This is a genomic window from Tardiphaga sp. (assembly GCF_044336785.1).
GTDB lineage: Bacteria > Pseudomonadota > Alphaproteobacteria > Rhizobiales > Xanthobacteraceae > Tardiphaga.
This window is the reverse complement of the sequence record NZ_JBIIOT010000011.1, coordinates 43,881-60,812: the sequence shown is the minus strand read 5'-3', so window position 1 is coordinate 60,812 and position 16,932 is coordinate 43,881. Positions and strand designations below refer to the sequence as shown.

18 protein-coding genes are annotated in these 16,932 nt (G+C 63.5%); 5 read left to right on the top strand and 13 right to left on the bottom strand.

Annotated elements, in window-relative coordinates; translation table 11 throughout:
- The gene (locus tag ACIQ2A_RS05525; RefSeq protein ID WP_398476628.1) at nucleotides 1-1,197 is read right to left on the bottom strand and encodes a sensor histidine kinase; all 1,197 of its coding nucleotides are present in this window, start codon (nucleotides 1,195-1,197) and stop codon (nucleotides 1-3) included.
- Nucleotides 1,198-1,381: 184 nt separating this feature from the next.
- The gene (locus tag ACIQ2A_RS05520) at nucleotides 1,382-1,915 is read right to left on the bottom strand and encodes a BA14K family protein (RefSeq protein ID WP_398476626.1); all 534 of its coding nucleotides are present in this window, start codon (nucleotides 1,913-1,915) and stop codon (nucleotides 1,382-1,384) included.
- Nucleotides 1,916-2,187: 272 nt separating this feature from the next.
- Between ACIQ2A_RS05520 and ACIQ2A_RS05515 the strand changes: the two genes are divergently transcribed.
- A complete protein-coding gene (locus tag ACIQ2A_RS05515) occupies nucleotides 2,188-2,598 on the top strand; it encodes an NADH:ubiquinone oxidoreductase subunit NDUFA12 (protein WP_398476624.1) in 411 nt (136 codons plus the stop codon).
- A 166-nt stretch (nucleotides 2,599-2,764) separates the two neighbouring features.
- Here the strand turns inward: ACIQ2A_RS05515 and ACIQ2A_RS05510 are convergent, their stop codons facing one another.
- From ACIQ2A_RS05510 to ACIQ2A_RS05500, 3 genes are all read right to left on the bottom strand, one after another.
- Nucleotides 2,765-3,448: a DJ-1/PfpI family protein gene (locus ACIQ2A_RS05510; RefSeq protein ID WP_398476622.1), complete on the bottom strand. Its 684-nt coding sequence runs from the start codon at nucleotides 3,446-3,448 to the stop codon at nucleotides 2,765-2,767.
- 138 nt (nucleotides 3,449-3,586) lie between these two features.
- Nucleotides 3,587-4,531: an alpha/beta hydrolase gene (locus tag ACIQ2A_RS05505; RefSeq protein ID WP_398476620.1), complete on the bottom strand. Its 945-nt coding sequence runs from the start codon at nucleotides 4,529-4,531 to the stop codon at nucleotides 3,587-3,589.
- A gap of 23 nt (nucleotides 4,532-4,554) precedes the next feature.
- A complete protein-coding gene (locus ACIQ2A_RS05500) occupies nucleotides 4,555-5,334 on the bottom strand; it encodes an SDR family NAD(P)-dependent oxidoreductase (RefSeq protein WP_398476618.1) in 780 nt (259 codons plus the stop codon).
- A gap of 212 nt (nucleotides 5,335-5,546) precedes the next feature.
- Between ACIQ2A_RS05500 and ACIQ2A_RS05495 the strand changes: the two genes are divergently transcribed.
- Nucleotides 5,547-6,506 (top strand): DUF2155 domain-containing protein, encoded by a 960-nt coding sequence (locus tag ACIQ2A_RS05495; protein WP_398476616.1) that lies wholly within the window; start codon nucleotides 5,547-5,549, stop codon nucleotides 6,504-6,506.
- 107 nt (nucleotides 6,507-6,613) lie between these two features.
- Here the strand turns inward: ACIQ2A_RS05495 and aat are convergent, their stop codons facing one another.
- Nucleotides 6,614-7,282 carry a leucyl/phenylalanyl-tRNA--protein transferase gene (gene aat, locus ACIQ2A_RS05490; RefSeq protein ID WP_398476614.1) on the bottom strand — a complete coding sequence of 223 codons (669 nt, stop codon included), beginning with the start codon at nucleotides 7,280-7,282 and terminating at the stop codon, nucleotides 6,614-6,616.
- Nucleotides 7,283-7,375: 93 nt separating this feature from the next.
- Between aat and ACIQ2A_RS05485 the strand changes: the two genes are divergently transcribed.
- Nucleotides 7,376-8,713 carry an NAD(P)/FAD-dependent oxidoreductase gene (locus ACIQ2A_RS05485; protein ID WP_398476612.1) on the top strand — a complete coding sequence of 446 codons (1,338 nt, stop codon included), beginning with the start codon at nucleotides 7,376-7,378 and terminating at the stop codon, nucleotides 8,711-8,713.
- On the opposite strand, the gene ACIQ2A_RS05480 is transcribed toward ACIQ2A_RS05485, so the two are convergent.
- A complete protein-coding gene (locus ACIQ2A_RS05480; protein ID WP_398476610.1) occupies nucleotides 8,697-9,617 on the bottom strand; it encodes a LysR substrate-binding domain-containing protein in 921 nt (306 codons plus the stop codon). The genes ACIQ2A_RS05485 and ACIQ2A_RS05480 overlap by 17 nt on opposite strands.
- A 108-nt stretch (nucleotides 9,618-9,725) precedes the next feature.
- Here ACIQ2A_RS05480 and ACIQ2A_RS05475 point away from each other — a divergent pair, with 108 nt between their 5' ends.
- Entirely contained in the window at nucleotides 9,726-10,160 is a 435-nt protein-coding gene (locus tag ACIQ2A_RS05475; RefSeq protein ID WP_398476608.1) for a DoxX family protein, read from the top strand.
- Nucleotides 10,161-10,197: 37 nt separating this feature from the next.
- On the top strand, nucleotides 10,198-10,974 hold the full coding sequence (locus ACIQ2A_RS05470; protein ID WP_398476606.1) for a DODA-type extradiol aromatic ring-opening family dioxygenase: 777 nt from the start codon (nucleotides 10,198-10,200) through the stop codon (nucleotides 10,972-10,974).
- Between the two features lie 5 nt (nucleotides 10,975-10,979).
- On the opposite strand, the gene ACIQ2A_RS05465 is transcribed toward ACIQ2A_RS05470, so the two are convergent.
- From ACIQ2A_RS05465 to aroQ, 6 genes are all read right to left on the bottom strand, one after another.
- A complete protein-coding gene (locus ACIQ2A_RS05465) occupies nucleotides 10,980-12,074 on the bottom strand; it encodes a sensor histidine kinase (protein ID WP_398476604.1) in 1,095 nt (364 codons plus the stop codon).
- Nucleotides 12,071-12,511: a response regulator gene (locus ACIQ2A_RS05460; RefSeq protein ID WP_398476602.1), complete on the bottom strand. Its 441-nt coding sequence runs from the start codon at nucleotides 12,509-12,511 to the stop codon at nucleotides 12,071-12,073. The genes ACIQ2A_RS05465 and ACIQ2A_RS05460 overlap by 4 nt, the downstream gene beginning before the upstream one ends.
- Nucleotides 12,508-14,031, bottom strand: a complete 1,524-nt coding sequence (locus tag ACIQ2A_RS05455) for a CHASE3 domain-containing protein (protein WP_398476600.1) — start codon at nucleotides 14,029-14,031, stop codon at nucleotides 12,508-12,510. The genes ACIQ2A_RS05460 and ACIQ2A_RS05455 overlap by 4 nt, the downstream gene beginning before the upstream one ends.
- A gap of 126 nt (nucleotides 14,032-14,157) precedes the next feature.
- The gene (accC, locus tag ACIQ2A_RS05450) at nucleotides 14,158-15,507 is read right to left on the bottom strand and encodes an acetyl-CoA carboxylase biotin carboxylase subunit (protein ID WP_398476598.1); all 1,350 of its coding nucleotides are present in this window, start codon (nucleotides 15,505-15,507) and stop codon (nucleotides 14,158-14,160) included.
- Nucleotides 15,508-15,638: 131 nt separating this feature from the next.
- Complete coding sequence (gene accB, locus ACIQ2A_RS05445; RefSeq protein ID WP_398476596.1) at nucleotides 15,639-16,181, bottom strand: acetyl-CoA carboxylase biotin carboxyl carrier protein; 543 nt, start codon at nucleotides 16,179-16,181, stop codon at nucleotides 15,639-15,641.
- 33 nt (nucleotides 16,182-16,214) lie between these two features.
- The gene (aroQ, locus tag ACIQ2A_RS05440) at nucleotides 16,215-16,679 is read right to left on the bottom strand and encodes a type II 3-dehydroquinate dehydratase (protein WP_398476594.1); all 465 of its coding nucleotides are present in this window, start codon (nucleotides 16,677-16,679) and stop codon (nucleotides 16,215-16,217) included.
- Nucleotides 16,680-16,932: the final 253 nt, after the last annotated feature.

Genomic DNA, 16,932 nt, shown 5'->3' with positions numbered 1-16,932 from the left:
TCAGGCCGGGACGGCGGCCAGCGGCACCTTCACCGTGAAATGCGAACCGCGGGTGAGGTCGGATTTCAAAGCGATCTCGTGGCCCAGTGCTTCCGCGGTCCGGCGCACGATGGATAGGCCGAGGCCGAGGCCTTCGCTGGCGGGATTGATCTGGTGAAACGCCTCGAAGATCGATGACAGCTGTTCGCTCGGAATGCCGGTTCCGGTATCGAGCACTTCGATGCTCACCGCGTTCTCGCGCTTGCGGCTGCCGACCAGCACGCGGCCGTGATCGGTGTATTTGATCGCGTTGCCGACGAGATTGCCGAGAATGGCGCGCAGCATGCCGGGATCGCTGACGATCTGCGCCTTGCTCGGCAACACGATAAGTTCGAGCCCTTTGGCTTCCGCATGCAGGCGCCAGTTGGCGAGGATCGAGTCGAACACATCCTGCAGCGGAAATGCGTGCAGGCTTGGTGCACCCAATCCGGCGCCGAGCACGGACGTTTCCGCCAGACGGTCGAGCTCCTCCGCCATGCGCATGCCCGCATCGATGGCGTAGCCGAGCCGCTCGCGATCCTTCTCGTCAGTGAGTTTGTTGCGGATGCGGTCGATGGCCATCACCATCACTTGCAGCGGCTGCTTGAGGTCGTGGCCTGCAACCGCCATCAGGCGGCTGATATTTCGCTGCAGCCGATCGGCGAGTACGAGGGCGCGACGGAATTCCATCTGCGCCATGACCTGGCGGGCAAGGGCGGCCAGTACTTCGCGCTGCTCAGACGAGAGCACGCGCGGTTTGTCGTCGAGGACGCAGACAGTGCCGAGCGGCAGGCCATCGGGGGTGCGCAGCAATGCGCCGGCATAGAACCGCAGATGCGGATCGCCGGTGACCAGCGGATTGCAAGCGAAACGGGCGTCCTTGGTGACGTCCTCGACCTCGAGAAAACTATGCTCGAGAATCGCATGGGCGCAGATCGACTGCTCCATCGGTGTCTCGCGCACACCCAGGCCGATTTCCGATTTGAACCATTGCCGGCCTTCATCGACCAGGCTGATGATCGACATCGGCGTCTGGCAGACATGACTGGCGATCTTGGTGATGTCGTCGAAGGAGGGCTCAATCGCGGTGTCGAGAATACCGTAGGACCGCAGCGCCTTCAGCCGTTCCGTCTCATTCGGGTGCAGTGCTGCGATCTTGGGCTTGTCTGACGCGTCCACTGAATTGCTCACACCACGGGCGCTGACAAGGATTCTGCCAGGCGAATTATGACGCACGAGTTCCCTGAAAGTTTCCGCGTGCTTCTGGCTTTCACTCTTAGATGCTGTGCCGATTGGCGCAACCGGAAACGACACGACAAAGGGCGGCGCCAAGCGCCGCCCTCGATCGGGATTGTATCAGGCGTTACGGGCAGGCGTGACGCTGGCCGTCATAACCGAGATAGGTGCCCGTCCGCACATTGTACGACTTGTAGGTGCGGATGCAGTAATCGACATCTCCGCCGCCGCTCTGCGGTGCGACCTCGACCACATCCGGTGCGTCGTCGTCATAGGCGTAGCTGCTGCCGTAATACGGGCCGCCGCCGTAATAGCCGGAGCCACCGTAGTATCCGGAACCATAGTAGCTATTGGCTGCGATGCCGCTGCCAATGATGGCGCCGGCCGCAAAGCCCGGACCGAAGCCACCGCCACGCCAGCCACCGCCGCCATAGCGCGGACCGCCGCCGTGCCAGCCGCCGCCGCCAAAGCGCGGGCCGCCACCGTGCCAGCCGCCACCACCGCCGCCGAAACCACGGCCACCGCCGCCAATGGCTACGCCGCCGCCACCGCCGGGGCTGCCGATGACCACGCGCTTCTCAATGGCGAAGCTTGGCGTTGCCATTGTCGGGATCGCCACTGCTGCGAGCGCCGCGACGCTCAAGACCTTCAAACCAGTCATCGTGTTCTCCTATCTGGATATGTTCCCAACAGTCTCGCGCGGACCATGTTCCGCAGCGTGACCGCATATCTCCAGGCAATTTCGCGCTTCGCCCGATGTATGCGACATGAACAAAACCAAGCGTTGCCTGCGACTTATCTGTGATTGTCGGCATGTGGCGGAAAGGGGCTGTCACGAACAGTTGCTGGCGACGTTCCGCCGCGCCGGCAACTGGACATTTGGCCGTCCGGATGGCATCAACGGGCGACGAAATCCCTGGAACGGCTCAAAAGATGAAACAGGTTTTGCTGAAAATCTTCACGTGGTGGAGCGGATCGACCTTCGGGACCGATCTGTGGACCTCACGATTCGGCGAACTCGTCGGCACCGACGAGCAGGGCAACCGTTATTACCGCACCAAGGGTGGTGCGATCGACCCGACCCTCGGCTTCCAGCGCCGCTGGGTGATCTATAACGGCTATGCCGAGGCAAGCCGCATTCCGACCGGCTGGCATGGCTGGATCCACCACACCACTGACGTGGCGCCGAGCGAGCAGGACTACACGCCCCGCGAATGGCAGAAGCCGCATCAGCCGAATCTCACCGGCACGCCGGCGGCCTATCGCCCGTCCGGCTCGACGCTGGCCTCCGGCCGTCGCCCGAAGGCGACCGGCGATTACCAGGCCTGGACGCCCGGCTCGTAATCGCGATTCTGGAATTCGAAAAAGCCGCGCATGGCGACATGCGCGGCTTTTTTGTTGGGTGGGGTGTAGGATGGGTTGAGCGCAGGCGCGTCGCGCCGGAGCGATAACCCATCACCGCGAGCGCTTGTGGTGATGGGTTTTCGCTCCGCTCAACCCATCCTACGCATTAGACCAGCCGCTCCGCCGCGCGTTTCGCCTTGGCCTCGCGTGTCTTCCACCCACCGGCGCGTTCCGTCAGCGCCGCCACCACATCCGCAGGCGCCGTCTCCGGCGAACCCGCGCTAAACGGCGGTGCCGGATTGTATTCGATGCCAAGCTGGATCATCTCGGCGGTCCGGCGATCGAACATGATCGAAACCAACGTCAGCGCAAAGTCGATGCCGGCCGTAACGCCGCCGCCGGTGACGCGGTTGCGATCGACGCAGACGCGCGACGTGTCCAACGTCGCGCCAAACTGCGACAGGAACGGCCGTGCCGACCAGTGCGTCGCTGCGCGATAGCCTTTGAGCAGGCCCGCCGCACCCAGCACCAGCGCGCCCGTACAGACCGATGTCACATAGCGCGAGCCGTCAGCCTGCTTCTGCAGAAAGGCAATCGTCGCCTCGTCGAGCATCGCATCGTCCGCACCGGCGCCGCCGGGCACGCAGATGACGTCGAGCTGCGGGCAATCGGCAAAGGTCGTGGTCGGCAGGAATGTCAGCACGGTGTCGCTGGTCAACGGCTCCATGCGTTTCCAGAGCAGATGCACCTTGGCGCCTGGCATCCGCGACAGCACCTGTAGCGGCCCGGTGAAATCGAGCTGGGTGACATTCGGGAAAAGGACGAAGCCGATGTTCAGAGGTGGGGTCATGAGCGTCTCCAATCGTCGCATATGCGATGGATCGTAAGATGGGTCGAGCGCAGCGAAACCCATCCTTTCGTTGGTGCGGCGAACTCCGCCGATGGGGTCGCGCCAGCGCTCACGCCTATGCTCTACCCATCCGAGAGGTCAAAGCGCTTTCAGCCATCCACCAATATCATGCAGCGCCTCATTCGCCTTGGGCAGGATTTTGCCCATGGTGATGAAGCCATGGAATTGGCCGGGATAGGTCTTATCCGTCACGGCCACGCCGGCATCCGCAAGCCGCTCGGCATATTCTGCGCCTTCGTCACGCAGCGGATCGGCGCCTGCGATCAGCACATAGGCCGGCGGCAGTCCCTTGAGATTCTCCGTACGTGCTGGTGACGCGCGCCAATTCTCGATGTCTGCGGGGCTGTTGAGATAGTGATCTGAGAACCAGTGCATCACCGTATGGGTGAGCAGGCAGCTTGTCTCCGGCTCGTGATGCGAGGGATGATCCATCCGGAAGTCGGTGGCGGGATAGATCAGCAACTGGCCCTTGAGCTTCGGTCCGCCATTGTCGCGCGCGTCGATGGCGGTGATGGCGGAGAGATTGCCGCCAGCGCTGTCGCCGCCGACGAGCAGGTGATCGACATTCACATTGAGCTGCACGGCATTGTCCGCAATCCAGCGCGTCGCCGCGATGGCATCGTCGATGGCGGCTGGAAACTTGTGCTCGGGCGCGAGGCGATAATCGACCGAGATCACCAGCATCTCGCCTTCATGCGCGAGGATGCGACAGACCACGTCATGGCTGTCGAGATCGCCGATTACCCATCCGCCACCATGGAAGAAGACGAGGCAGGGCGACAGGCCGTCCTGCTGGCGCAGCGTTTTTGGCGTGTAGAGCCGGGCAGGGATGGCACCGGCCGGCCCGGGAATGGTCATCGCCGTCACCGATGCGAGCGCCGGCGGCTCGGGATTGGCGACCTCGCGGGCCTTCAAATACCATTCGCGCGCTTCTGGTGGCGTCAGCGTTTCGTAAGGCGGGCGACCTGCCTCACGAAAGGCGGTGAGGACGGCATTGGCATCGGGATCGAGAGTGACAGGCATGATCTGCTCTTCTTTGTTTTGGGTCAGGCCGAGGTGCGGCCGCCATCGACGGTATAGGCGGAGCCGGTGACGTAGCTCGCATCATCCGAGGCGAGGAAGGCGACGATGGGCGCGACTTCCTTCGCAAGGCCGAGGCGGCGCTGCGGCACGCGATCCACCACCTTCTCCACCGGCGCTGGCGCGCCGCGTCCGACACGGGCATCGACGATCGCGGACAGCATGCGGCTATCGATCAGGCCGGGGCACACGGCGTTCACGCGCACATCGGTGCCGGTGCATTCCTGCGCCGCGCTCTTGGTCAAGCCGATGACCGCGTGTTTGCTGGCGCTGTAGACGGCGACTTCGGCGGAGCCGATCAGCCCGGCGATGGACGCCGTGTTGATGATCGAGCCGCGGTCCTGTTTCAGCATCACCGGCAGCACATGCTTCATGCCGAGAAAGACACCGACGACATTGACGTCGAGCACTTTGCGAAAATCGGCGAGCGAGGCATTTACGATCGGCGTGATCGTGCCCTCGATGCCGGCATTGTTGTAGAAGATATCGATGGTCCCAAAGCGCTTCACCGTGGCGGCGACATAGGAGATCACATCCTCCTCGCTGGTGACATCGGCGATGATCGCAAGCGCTTCTGCTGAAGCGGGGAGGTCAGCGATCGCGCGATCCAGAGCGGCGGCATCGCGGTCCACCGCGACGATTTTCGCGCCGCGGGCGGCGAGCAGTTTGATGGTTTCGGTGCCGATCACCCCGGCAGCGCCGGTGACGACGGCGATCCTGCCATCCAGACGAATTCCATCGGCCATAGGCGTTCTCCCCAAAACTCCGGTTGTCCCGGATTGTCGGCCGGTCGATCCGGCTCTGCGCCAACTATTTCACGCGTCGATGGGACTGACCAGACGGTGGTATGGGAAGCATGGCGCCCTTCCGTCGCCGCATTCCACGTGTTAACCGGAGGCGATTACGCGGCCATTCCCCTACAATGTCGCGAGCCTGATTCTCGTTTGAGCGCCGCTGCATGTTCCGAACGCCTTTTTCGGCCAGATTTGCCATTGCCGGATTTGCGGCCATTCTGGCTGCGACCTCGCTGTCCACCGTCCCGGTGCACGCGCAGTTCGGCACATTGTTTGGCGATCCGCCGCCGCGGCCGCCGGGCAGCGTGCCGCGTGGCCAGCAACAGCCACCCCCGCAGATGGAAGACGACGAGGACGTGCCCGAACTGCCGCAGGGCCGCCTGTTGCCGGCGCGTCCGGCTCCGGGCATGGGTGCACCGCCCCCCGGCGCCGTGCAGTCGCAGCCGCTGGCCCCGCCGCCGGGCAGCAATGTCACGACCATTCCGCAGAACAATCCACAGGCCGCGCGCCCTGATCAGCCGCCGCCGCTCGGGGTGACGCCGCCCGCACAGCAGCCTGGTGTCGCCAATGCGCCGCCCCCCGGCGCGCCCAATCCGAATGCCAAGCAGGCGCCGCGCAACGCACCGCCACCGGCCGCCACGCTGCAGCCCGGCGACGAGGTCGTTACCGAACCTCCGGCGCAGAAGATTCCCAACAAGAAGGCGGCGTTTTCCGGTCTCGACAAGATCACCGGCCGCATCATCAATTTCGATTCCGATATCGGCGAGACCGTGCAATTCGGCGCGCTGCGCGTGAAGACCGATGCCTGCTACACGCGTCCCGCGACCGAGGCGGCGAACACCGACGCCTTCGTCGAAGTGGACGAGATCACGCTGCAGGGCGAAGTGAAGCGCATCTTCTCCGGCTGGATGTTTGCCGCGAGCCCCGGACTGCACGGCGTCGAGCATCCGATCTATGACATCTGGCTGACCGACTGTAAGCAGCCCGAAGTGGTCGCAGCTCAGGAGACGCGTCCCGTTCCGGCCGCCGCGCAAAAACGCCAGCCGCCGCCGAAGCAGGCGCCGCGTCCACAGCCCCAGCAGCAACTGGCACCGCCGCCGGGCTTCCCGGCATTCAGGCAGTGAGGTCGTAGGATGGGTTGAGCGCAGGCGCGCAGCGCCGAAGCGATAACCCATCGGCGGAGCTTGCAACGCGCGACGGACAGCATGGGTTTCGCTGCGCTCAACCCATCCTACGATCCTGAGATCATCGCCAGCGCGTCCGCCCCCGACATTATCTCCGGCAACGCCTCGAAATCCGCGACGTCATCCAACGCTGCATCGAGCAAGATCCGATAGCGATCGCGCGGCACTTCAATCGCGCCAAAGCTGCGTAGATGGTCCGTCACATATTGCGTGTCGAGCAGGCCATAGCCGCCGGCAATCAGGCGTGCGACCAGATGCACCAGCGCAACCTTGGAGGCATCGCGGGCATGATGAAACATGCTTTCGCCGAAAAATGCGCGGCCGAGCGATACGCCATAGAGCCCGCCGACCAGATCGTCGTTCTCCCATACCTCGACGCTATGCGCGTGCCCCATCTCATGCAGCGCGCCATAGAGATCGCGGATGCGCTTGTTGATCCAGGTGTCTTCACGATCAGGTTTCGGCGCGGCGCATTCCGACATCACGCGCTTGAAGGCGCGATCGACGGTCACGGAGAACTGATCCGAACGCACGGTACGCGCGAGGCGTGAGCTGATACGAAAACCGTCCAACGGGATGACGCCCCGCATTTCTGGTTCGACCCAGAACAGGCCGGGATCATCCGCGCTTTCCGACATCGGAAAGATGCCGCAGGCATAAGCGCGCAGCAATAATTCGGGCGTGATGTCGGTCGATGCGGAGTCGCGTGCGCTCATATCGATAGGCTAACAGAATGAAGCGATAAGCGCGACGGGCTTGCGTGTCGCGGCATCCATCATAGCGTGGATGGGTTGAATGGAGACGAGACAATGACACCTGTTCCTGCTGCGGTTCATGCCGGAGATCATCGCATCGTCGTTGTCGGCGCCGGCTTTGGCGGCCTGGAAACCGTACATCGGCTGCACGGCGTCAAGGCGCATATCACGCTGATCGACCGTCGCAATCATCATCTGTTTCAACCTCTGCTCTATCAGGTCGCCACCGCCTCGCTGGCGACGTCCGAAATCGCCTGGCCGATCCGCTATCTGCTGCGTGGACGCAAGGATGTCACCACGCTGCTCGGCACCGTGATCGGCGTCGATCCCGTTGCGAAACATGTAAAGCTCGATGACGGGCAGGCGCTGCCTTACGACACGCTGGTGCTCGCCACCGGCGCCGGCCACGCCTATTTCGGCCATGACGAGTGGGAGCCGTTCGCACCAGGCCTGAAGACGCTCGAGGACGCCACCACCATTCGCCGCCGCATCCTCACGGCATTCGAGCGTGCCGAGAGCACGAGCGATCCCGAGGAGCGCGCAGCGCTGCTGAATTTCGTCGTCATCGGCGCCGGCCCGACCGGTGTCGAACTCGCCGGTACCATCGCCGAAATGGCGCGCACGACATTGCCGGGTGACTTCCGCAATATCGACACCCGCAAGGCACGTGTCGTGCTCGTCGAAGCCGGATCGCGCGTGCTTGCCAATTTTCCGGAGCAGCTATCTGCCTATGCGCAGCGCTCGCTGGAAAAGCTCGGCGTTGAGGTGGCACTCGGCCATGCCGTGTCGGACTGCAGCGCCGATGGCGTCGTCTATGGCGAGACGCGCTTGCCGGCGCGCACGATCATCTGGGCGGCAGGCGTGCGCGCATCGCCCGCAGCCGAATGGCTTGGCGCCCCGGCCGACCGCGCCGGCCGCTTGCAGACGAGCGCCGATCTCACCGTACCCGGTCATCCCGAGATTTTTGCGATCGGCGATACCGTGAGCATCGCAGCAACCGATGGCTCTCCGGTGCCCGGCATCGCGCCGGCAGCGAAGCAGGAAGGGCGCTATGTCGCCAATGCCATCAAGCAGCGCCTGCGCGGCGAGACACCGGCGCCGTTTCGCTATCGCCACGATGGCAGTCTCGCGCAGATCGGCAAGCATCTGGCCGTTATCGACTTCGGCCGCTTCAGGCTACGCGGTGCGATTGCGTGGTGGATCTGGGGCATCGCCCACATCTATTTCCTGATCGGGGTGCGCAATCGTCTCGCAGTCGCATTGAACTGGCTGTGGATCCATACGCTCGATCAGCGCGGCGCGCGGCTGATCACACAAGGCCGCGCCGTGCTCGGCGGTGCTGCAAAGCCGGAGCAGGACAGCGAGAGGCCGCGGGTCAAAGTGGTTCGGTGAGCGCCCAGGGCGGATCAGCAAAGGCTGCGATCAGGAAGTCCAGAAACACGCGGACTTTGGCCGGCGGATTGCGACCGGGTGGATAGACGCCATAGATGGCGCCGAGCGTCAGCGGCGGCTGATCCAGCGGCAGCGCCACCAGCTCGCCGCTGCGCAAGGAGTCGGCGACGATGAAGGTCGGTTGATAGATGATGCCTTGCCCGGCGATTGCGGCGCGGCGCAGCGCGTCGCCATTATTGGCGCGCAGATTGCCGGACACTTTGACATCCACATCGCCCTTGGTGCCGAACGACCAGCGCTCGATCCCCACCGGGCGCGACAGCGTGTAGCCGAGGCAATTATGCCCGGCGAGATCGGCGACGCTGCGCGGTGTGCCATGGGCGGCAAGATAAGCGGGCGCGGCGCAGACCACGGTGGCGCAGGGCGCAAGCCGGCGCGCGGTCAGCTGCGAGTCGGCGAGGCGGCCGATCCGCACGGCCAGGTCCCAGCCTTCCTCCACCAGATCGACGAGCCGGTCATTGAGCGCGAGATCGACGGTGACATGCGGATAGCGCGCCGCGAAAGCGGGGAGGATCGGCGCGAGATAATCGGTGCCGAAGGAGACCGGCGCATTGACGCGCAACAGGCCGACCGGATCCAGGCGATCGCTGGTGATCGCGGCATCCGCCGCCACCATCTCGGCCAGGATGCGCTCGCCGGCCTCCAGATAGCGCTTGCCGTCCTCGGTGAGGGCAATCTTGCGGGTGCTGCGGTGAACCAGGCGGGTGCCGAGCCGCGCCTCGAGGGCCGCGATATGCTTGGTCACCATGGTTTGCGACAGGCCCAGAGCGCGCCCGGCCGCCGAAAAACTGCCGGTGGCGGCAACGCGCGCAAATACTTCTATTCCGGTGAGCCGATCCAGCATGACGTCCTCATCTCACTCCATGAGTGTGAGCTGGTATCCGATATAGATCAATTATCATCATGTTGAAGGGGGATTATGTCCGGGTGATCGCCATTCAGGAGATCCACCGTGATCGATACCCGCACCGCGCCCTATGCCGCGCTCATCCTCCGCCTCAGCCTCGGCATCCTGTTCCTCGCCCATGCCGGGCTCAAATTCTTCGTCTTCACCCCGGCCGGCACCGCCAAATTCTTCGGCAGCCTCGGCCTGCCGCCGGAGCTGGCCTATCTCATCATCGCTGTCGAGACGGTCGGCGCCATCGCGCTGATCCTGGGCCTGTGGACGCGCATCTCTGCCGTGTTGCTGATCCCGGTGCTGCTCGGCGCCATCGTCACCGTGCATGGCCCGGCCGGCTTCTTCTTCACCAATCCGAAGGGGGGCTGGGAATTTCTCGCATTGTGGATCGTCGCACTTGCATCGCAGGCGCTGATCGGCGCGGGCGCCTATGCCATCGACAATCTGCGCAGCGCTCCGGCGCCTGTGGCAGTGCCGGCATCGGCCTGAACCCAACCGTCATTGCGCGCGTGAAAGGACGCATTCCATGGCTCTTCCCAGCATCTTTCTCTCGCATGGTTCGCCGATGCTGCCTTTCACCGATGCGCCCGCGCGCAGCTTTCTGACAGGACTCGGTGCGTCGCTGCCGAGGCCTGACGCGATCGTGGTGGCTTCGGCGCATTGGGAGACCTTTGCGCCGGAAGTCAGCGGCACCGCGCGCAACACCACCATCCACGATTTCCGTGGCTTTCCGCGCCAGCTCTATGAGCTGCATTACGACGCGCCGGGCGCGCCACAACTCGCCGCAGAGGTCGCGGGCCTGTTGCAGGATGCCGGATTATCCTGCGCCGTCGAGCCGCTGCGCGGCCTCGATCACGGCGCCTGGGTGCCGTTGCTGCTGATGTATCCGCAGGCGGACATCCCGGTGTTTCAGGTGTCGATCCAGACCCATCTCGGTCCCGCCCATCATGTCCGGCTCGGCCGCGCACTCGCCTCACTACGCGAACGCAACGTGCTGGTGATCGGCAGCGGCAGCTTCACCCACGATCTCTCGTCGTTTCGTGGCCAGGCCGTCGATGAGCCGGCGCCCGACTGGGTCAACGACTTCGCCGACTGGTTTGACGATGCGCTTCAGCGCAATGCGATGGATGATTTGCTGGCCTATCGCACGCACGCGCCGCATGCGGTGAAGAACCATCCCACCGATGAGCATCTGCTGCCGCTCTATGTCGCGCTGGGTGCGGGCGGCAAGGCGAGGCGGCTGCATGCGAGTGCCACGCACAGCATCTTGCGTATGGATGTGTATGCGTTCGATGACGCGTAAGCGAACTACTTCGCTGCCGCCGCCTGAAACTTCACCGCGGGCTTCGTCACCGCGCTGAAGCGCAGGATCACCCGCGTGCCGGTATGGTTGGGATCGCGCTCGACCGTTGCATCCAGCTTGTTGGCCATGGCGCTGACGATGCGCTGGCCCATGCCGGTGGAGCGTGGGTCGGCCTTTACATTAAGGCCAACGCCATCATCGGTGATCGACAATTCGAGATCGTCGCCCTGGCCTGACAGCACCACATGGATCGGGCCGGCGCCGTCGGGATAGGCGTATTTGACGGCATTCATCACCAGCTCGTTGACGATGATGCCGATGGCGACTGCGCGGTCCGGATCGATCTCAATGGCTTGCGCCTTCAGCGTCAGCCGTGACATGCGGTTGCCTTCGGCGGAGCGGCGCAGGTCTTCGAGCAGCGCTTCGAGATATTGATTGAGCAGCACGCTGTTGAGATCGTGCGACGTATACAGGCGGCGATGCACCTGCGCGACGGCAGCAACGCGGCCCATCGCATTGGTGAGTGCGACCTTCACATCGTCTTCACGCGCCGAGCTTGCCTGCAGGTGCAAAAGCGAAGCAATGATCTGCAGCGAATTGCCAACGCGGTGATTGACCTCACGCAGCAGCACTTCGCGCTCGGCGGCCAATGCAGCGTAGCGGTCGCGCGAGGCATGTACTTCCGCTTCGGCGTCGTCGCGCGCCTTCATGATCGCAGCCTGCCGGATCGCCGTATCGCAGGCCACGGTGAGCAGCGGGATGAAGTCGCCGGTGGCGTCCTTGACGAGATAGTCGGCGGCGCCGGCCTTGAGCGCGGTGACTGCGATCTTGCTGTCCTGCGAGGCCGTGACGAACACGACCGGCGGCGGCGACGGCAGTTTCTGGATCAGGTCCAGCACTTCGAGGCCGTCCATGCCAGGCATGTATTGATCGAGCGCGATGACATCGACACCGCCCGCTTTGATGCGTTCGATGCCGGCCTCGCCATTCTCGCAGTGTTCGACAAGATAACCCTGCCGCTTCAGCCCACGCTCCACCAGCCGCGCGAGACCCGCGTCGTCATCGATGTAGAGTAGCGTGGGCGTGGCAGTCGTGGTCATGGATTGGCTTGCGGAACCTGAATCACGGAGAAGAACAGACCGAGTTGACGGATCGCGTTGGCGAAATTCTCGTAGTTCACGGGCTTGGTGATGTAGACGTTACAGCCGAGCTCGTAGCAGCGCTTGATCTCTTGCGCGTCGTCGGTGGTGGTCAAAACCACGACCGGCGCAAATTTGAGATATTCGTTCTCTTTGACCCGGCGCAGGATATCGATGCCGGTCATGTCGGGCAGATTGAGATCGAGCAGGATCAGCAGGGCGTCGCCGCGATGTGCCGAGCCGGTGCCATCCTGGCCGAACAGATAGGCGAGGGCGTCTGTACCGTTTGTGAACGGCTTGATCTCATTGTTGACACCGGAGCGCCGGATATTGCGCTCAATCAGACGGGCGTGACCCTCGTCATCCTCGATCATAATAATCGTGACGGGACTGCTCATGATTCTTCGTTCCTGCTCTTGCCCGTCCAACGGGCGGGCAAAGTGACGGTGAAAGTGCTGCCATTGCCGAGTTCGGACGACACCGACATGGTGCCGCCCAGCCGGCGCACAAGGGCACGCACATGCGCCAGCCCAATACCTTGGCCGGGCCTGTCCTGTGTACCCGCCCGGCGGAAAAGATCAAATATCCGCTGGTGATCCTTGGGATCGATGCCGCGGCCATTGTCGATGACCTCGAAGATGGCAAAGCCCATCTTGGTGCGGCCTTTAATGCGGATATCGCCGGGAACGCCGGTTTTCAGATATTTCAGCGCGTTGTCGATCAGATTGCCGAAAATCTGCTCCAGCGACAGACGGTCGCTGACGATTTCCGGCAATGGCTCGACATGGATCTGGGTTTCGGTTTCCGACGCCTGATGCGCGACGGTAGAGGCAATGCCTTCGATCAACTCGCGGGTGTCGATCTTCACCGGCCGGAACTCGCGGCGGCCCTCGCGGGTGAGATTGAGGATCGCGCTGATCAGCCGGTCCATCTTGCCGATCGAGGACTTGATAAAGCCAAGGGCTTCGCTGAAGTCCGATGACAGCTGCTTGTCTTCGGCGGGAAGCGCCGGCTCCGGCAGGTTGCCGTCGGTGTCGGGAACCACCGGCTCTTCATTGGCCAGCGTGGCGATGCGGCGAAAGATGTCGCCGCGCAGCTCTTCCAGCTCGCTGGTGAAGCCCATGATATTGACCAGCGGCGAGCGCAAATCGTGGCTCACGATATAGGCGAAGCGCTGGATTTCCTCATTGGCCTCGCGCAGGTCCGCGGTGCGCTCCTGCACGGTGGTTTCGAGGTTGAGATTGTTGTCGCGCAGCTTGGCTTCGGCTTCGTCGCGGGCATTCGACGATTGACGGACGAGGAAGACGGAAACCGCCGCGAACAGGACGACAAGCGCCGAGCCCGCAATCGTAATGAAGGACGCCCATTGCTGGCTTTCATCCGCAGTGCGCGTGCGCTCGACAAACAGGCGGCCTTCCTCGGCGCGCATGGCACGGGTGATGTCGGCGATGGCTTGCACCGCTTCATTGGCACCGCCACGGCGCAGGATCTCGATGCTGGTCTGGACTTCGTTATTCTTGATGCGATCGATGCCGCGGCCGAATTCGGCGAGACGCTGCTCCACCGCGGCGCGCAGTTTGGCCGAATTGGTGACCTGCGCCGGATTGTCATTGGCCAGCTTCGTGAGCTTATCGACGGCAGGAAGGATCGCCGACGACGAGGTCTCGTATTCGGTGAGGAATTGCGGGCCCGACGACAGCAAGTAAGCGCGGGTGGCACTCTCGGCCCGGCGGATTTCCAGCAGCAGGTTGGAGATCTGGTTCTGGACCTCGACCGTGTGGGTGACCCAGCGCTGGTCGTCTCTGGCGCGGTTGACAAAAATCACCGACGCCGCGCTGATGGCGATCAACACCAGCAACCCCGCCGTGAGCAGGACAATTTGCCAGAATGCACGCTTACGGGCTGCGTCAGCGGTCATGACGAGCCTGGACCAGTTTCAGCAGCAATTTCGACATAGCCCCCGGGAACCGGGAGTTCCCGGCACCCGACAAACGCCGATCTCGCTGTTTGGTTCCATCGGCGCCGCAACTTTCTCAACCGCGTGCTAACCGCCTGATTTTCCGGCCAGATACTGCTCCAGCCAGTGAATGTGGTAGTCGCCCTCGATCATATCCTGCTCGCGGGCGAGCTTGCGGAACAGCGGCAGCGTGGTCTCGACGCCGTCCACCACGATCTCGTCCAGCGCGCGGCGCAGCCGCATCAGGCATTCCGGCCGGTTCTTGCCGTGCACGATCAGCTTGCCGACCAGCGAGTCGTAATAGGGCGGGATCTTGTAGCCCTGATAGACAGCGCTATCGATGCGGACGCCGAGGCCGCCCGGCGGGTGATATTGCGTGATGGTGCCGGGCGAGGGCCGGAAGGTTTCCGGGTTTTCCGCATTGATGCGGCACTCGATGGCGTGGCCGATGATGTTGACCTCGTCCTGGGTGCAGGGCAGGTCGCCGCCGGCGGCGATGCGGATCTGCTCCAGCACGAGATCGATATCGGTGATCATCTCGGTGACGGGATGCTCGACCTGGATACGCGTGTTCATTTCGATGAAATAGAACTCGCCGTCCTCATAGAGGAATTCGATGGTGCCGACGCCGAGATACTTCATGTCCTGCATCGCCTTGGCGCAGATGCCGCCGATCTTGGCGCGCGCTTCCGGTGACAGGATCGGCGACGGACCTTCCTCCCAGACCTTCTGGTGACGACGCTGCAGCGAGCAGTCGCGCTCGCCGAGATGCAGCGCACCGCCGCGGCCATCGCCCAGCACCTGGATCTCGATGTGGCGCGGCTTGGTCAGGTATTTCTCGAGATAGACCGAGGCATCGCCGAATGCGGCCTTGGCCTCGTTGGAGGCGGTGGAGAGCGCCATCAACAGATCGTCTTCGGTCTGCGCCACCTTCATGCCGCGGCCGCCGCCGCCGGCTGCGGCCTTCACCAGCACCGGGAAGCCGATCTCGCGCGCGATCGCCATCGCATCGTCTTCGGGACCGACGCCACCATCGGAGCCCGGCACCACGGGAATGCCGAGACGCTTGGCGGTCTTCTTGGCTTCAATCTTGTCGCCCATGGTGCGGATATGCTCCGCCTTGGGGCCGATGAATGCGAGATTGTGGTCGGCGAGAATCTCGGCGAAGCGCGCATTCTCCGACAGGAAGCCATAGCCCGGATGCACCGCATCGGCGCCGGTGATTTCACAGGCCGCCAGCAGCGACGGGATATGGAGATAGCTGTCCTTGGACGCCGGCGGACCGATGCACACGCTCTCGTCGGCGAGGCGCACATGCATGGCGTCGGCGTCGGCGGTGGAATGCACGGCCACGGTCGCGATGCCGAGCTCCTTGCAGGCGCGCAAGATGCGAAGTGCGATCTCGCCGCGATTGGCGATCAGGATTTTCTCGAACATTCTATTTGCCTTGCTCTGTCGTCATCCTGAGGTGCGCGCTTGCGCGCCTCGAAGGATGGCCACGGGCTCCGAGCTCTCATCCTTCGAGGCTTGCCCTGCGGGCAAGCACCTCAGGATGACGGAGAGTCTTGTTACTCAATAATAACCAGCGGTTCGCCGTATTCGACGGGCGCGCCGTCTTCGACCAGGATCTGGGTCACGGTGCCGGCACGCGGCGCCGGGATCTGGTTCATGGTCTTCATCGCTTCGATGATGATCAGGGTCTGGCCAGCGGTGACCTTGGTGCCGACGCTGATGAAAGGCGGCTTGCCGGGTTCTGGCGCCATATAGGCGGTGCCGACCATCGGCGAGGGCACGACGCCCGGATGCTTGCTGTAGTCCGGTCCCGACGGTGCGGCCGGAGCAGCAGCGATGGCCGAGACAGCAACCGGCGCAGGCGCGGCAGCGACAGGCGCCGGTGCATAGACCGGAGCAGCGGCGGTGGTCACATGAATTTCGCGGGCGACGCGGACATGCAGGCCCGAACGCTCGACTTCGATCTCGGTGAGATTGGTCTCGTTCAGCAGCTGCGCGAGTTCGCGAATGAAGGCGCTGTCGGCGGAGGCAGCTTGCGGCACCGCGACCTTGGGGGCGGCGGCTTTCGGGGCGGCTTTGGCAGGAGGCTTACGGGCCATGGGCAATCCGATATCTGAAGGAGTGGGTTTGAATCAGGTGAGCGGGGTCTTGCCGAGCTTGGCGGCGAGACCGGAGATCGCGAGGCGATAGCCCTCGATGCCGAAGCCGCACAGGCTGGCAAAGGCGGCACGGGCCGTGAAGGAGTGATGGCGGAAGTCTTCGCGGGTGTAGACGTTGCTGATATGCACTTCGACGGTTGGCACTTTCACACCGACCAGCGCGTCATGGATCGCGATCGAGGTGTGCGAATAGGCACCGGCATTGATGACGATGCCGACAGCCTTGGTCCGCGCCTCGTGGATGTAATTGACCAGCTCGCCCTCGATATTCGACTGCCGGCAATCGACCGTCAGGCCAAAACTCGCAGCGGCCTTTGCACACAGCGCCTCGACATCGGCGAGGGTGGCGTGCCCATAGGTCTCCGGCTCCCGGATCCCCAACAGATTGAGGTTGGGGCCGTTGAGAACGAAGACGGTGTTGGCGGCTGAATTGGCCATCGAGGGTCCCGGACAGGCGACAGGGCGCAAAGGCGCGGTTCTGCCGGGACTTATAGGTAACCTCGGCGGTGAGGGGAAGCCTTACCGGGCCGGGTTCCCCCAGCCAAATACCTTGTCTGGTTGATAAAATGCCCAACGGAACCAGTGGATTGGCTCGTTACCTGGCAAGAGCCGCAATGCGGAATAAAACACAGCTCCCATCGGCAAGGCGGCAGCGTCGCTCGCGCAACGGAAAAGGGCGGGTTCCGAAGAA

Coding starts and splice junctions, on each gene's coding strand:
- ACIQ2A_RS05470 (WP_398476606.1), top strand. CDS start 10,198: ATGGCTCTTCCCAGCATCTTTCTCTCGCATGGTTCGCCGATGCTGCCT.
- ACIQ2A_RS05520 (WP_398476626.1), bottom strand. CDS start 1,915: ATGACTGGTTTGAAGGTCTTGAGCGTCGCGGCGCTCGCAGCAGTGGCG.
- ACIQ2A_RS05510 (WP_398476622.1), bottom strand. CDS start 3,448: ATGACCCCACCTCTGAACATCGGCTTCGTCCTTTTCCCGAATGTCACC.
- ACIQ2A_RS05460 (WP_398476602.1), bottom strand. CDS start 12,511: ATGAGCAGTCCCGTCACGATTATTATGATCGAGGATGACGAGGGTCAC.
- accC (WP_398476598.1), bottom strand. CDS start 15,507: ATGTTCGAGAAAATCCTGATCGCCAATCGCGGCGAGATCGCACTTCGC.
- aat (WP_398476614.1), bottom strand. CDS start 7,282: ATGAGCGCACGCGACTCCGCATCGACCGACATCACGCCCGAATTATTG.
- ACIQ2A_RS05455 (WP_398476600.1), bottom strand. CDS start 14,031: ATGACCGCTGACGCAGCCCGTAAGCGTGCATTCTGGCAAATTGTCCTG.
- ACIQ2A_RS05495 (WP_398476616.1), top strand. CDS start 5,547: ATGTTCCGAACGCCTTTTTCGGCCAGATTTGCCATTGCCGGATTTGCG.
- ACIQ2A_RS05505 (WP_398476620.1), bottom strand. CDS start 4,531: ATGCCTGTCACTCTCGATCCCGATGCCAATGCCGTCCTCACCGCCTTT.
- ACIQ2A_RS05485 (WP_398476612.1), top strand. CDS start 7,376: ATGACACCTGTTCCTGCTGCGGTTCATGCCGGAGATCATCGCATCGTC.
- aroQ (WP_398476594.1), bottom strand. CDS start 16,679: ATGGCCAATTCAGCCGCCAACACCGTCTTCGTTCTCAACGGCCCCAAC.
- ACIQ2A_RS05465 (WP_398476604.1), bottom strand. CDS start 12,074: ATGACCACGACTGCCACGCCCACGCTACTCTACATCGATGACGACGCG.
- ACIQ2A_RS05500 (WP_398476618.1), bottom strand. CDS start 5,334: ATGGCCGATGGAATTCGTCTGGATGGCAGGATCGCCGTCGTCACCGGC.
- accB (WP_398476596.1), bottom strand. CDS start 16,181: ATGGCCCGTAAGCCTCCTGCCAAAGCCGCCCCGAAAGCCGCCGCCCCC.
- ACIQ2A_RS05515 (WP_398476624.1), top strand. CDS start 2,188: ATGAAACAGGTTTTGCTGAAAATCTTCACGTGGTGGAGCGGATCGACC.
- ACIQ2A_RS05480 (WP_398476610.1), bottom strand. CDS start 9,617: ATGCTGGATCGGCTCACCGGAATAGAAGTATTTGCGCGCGTTGCCGCC.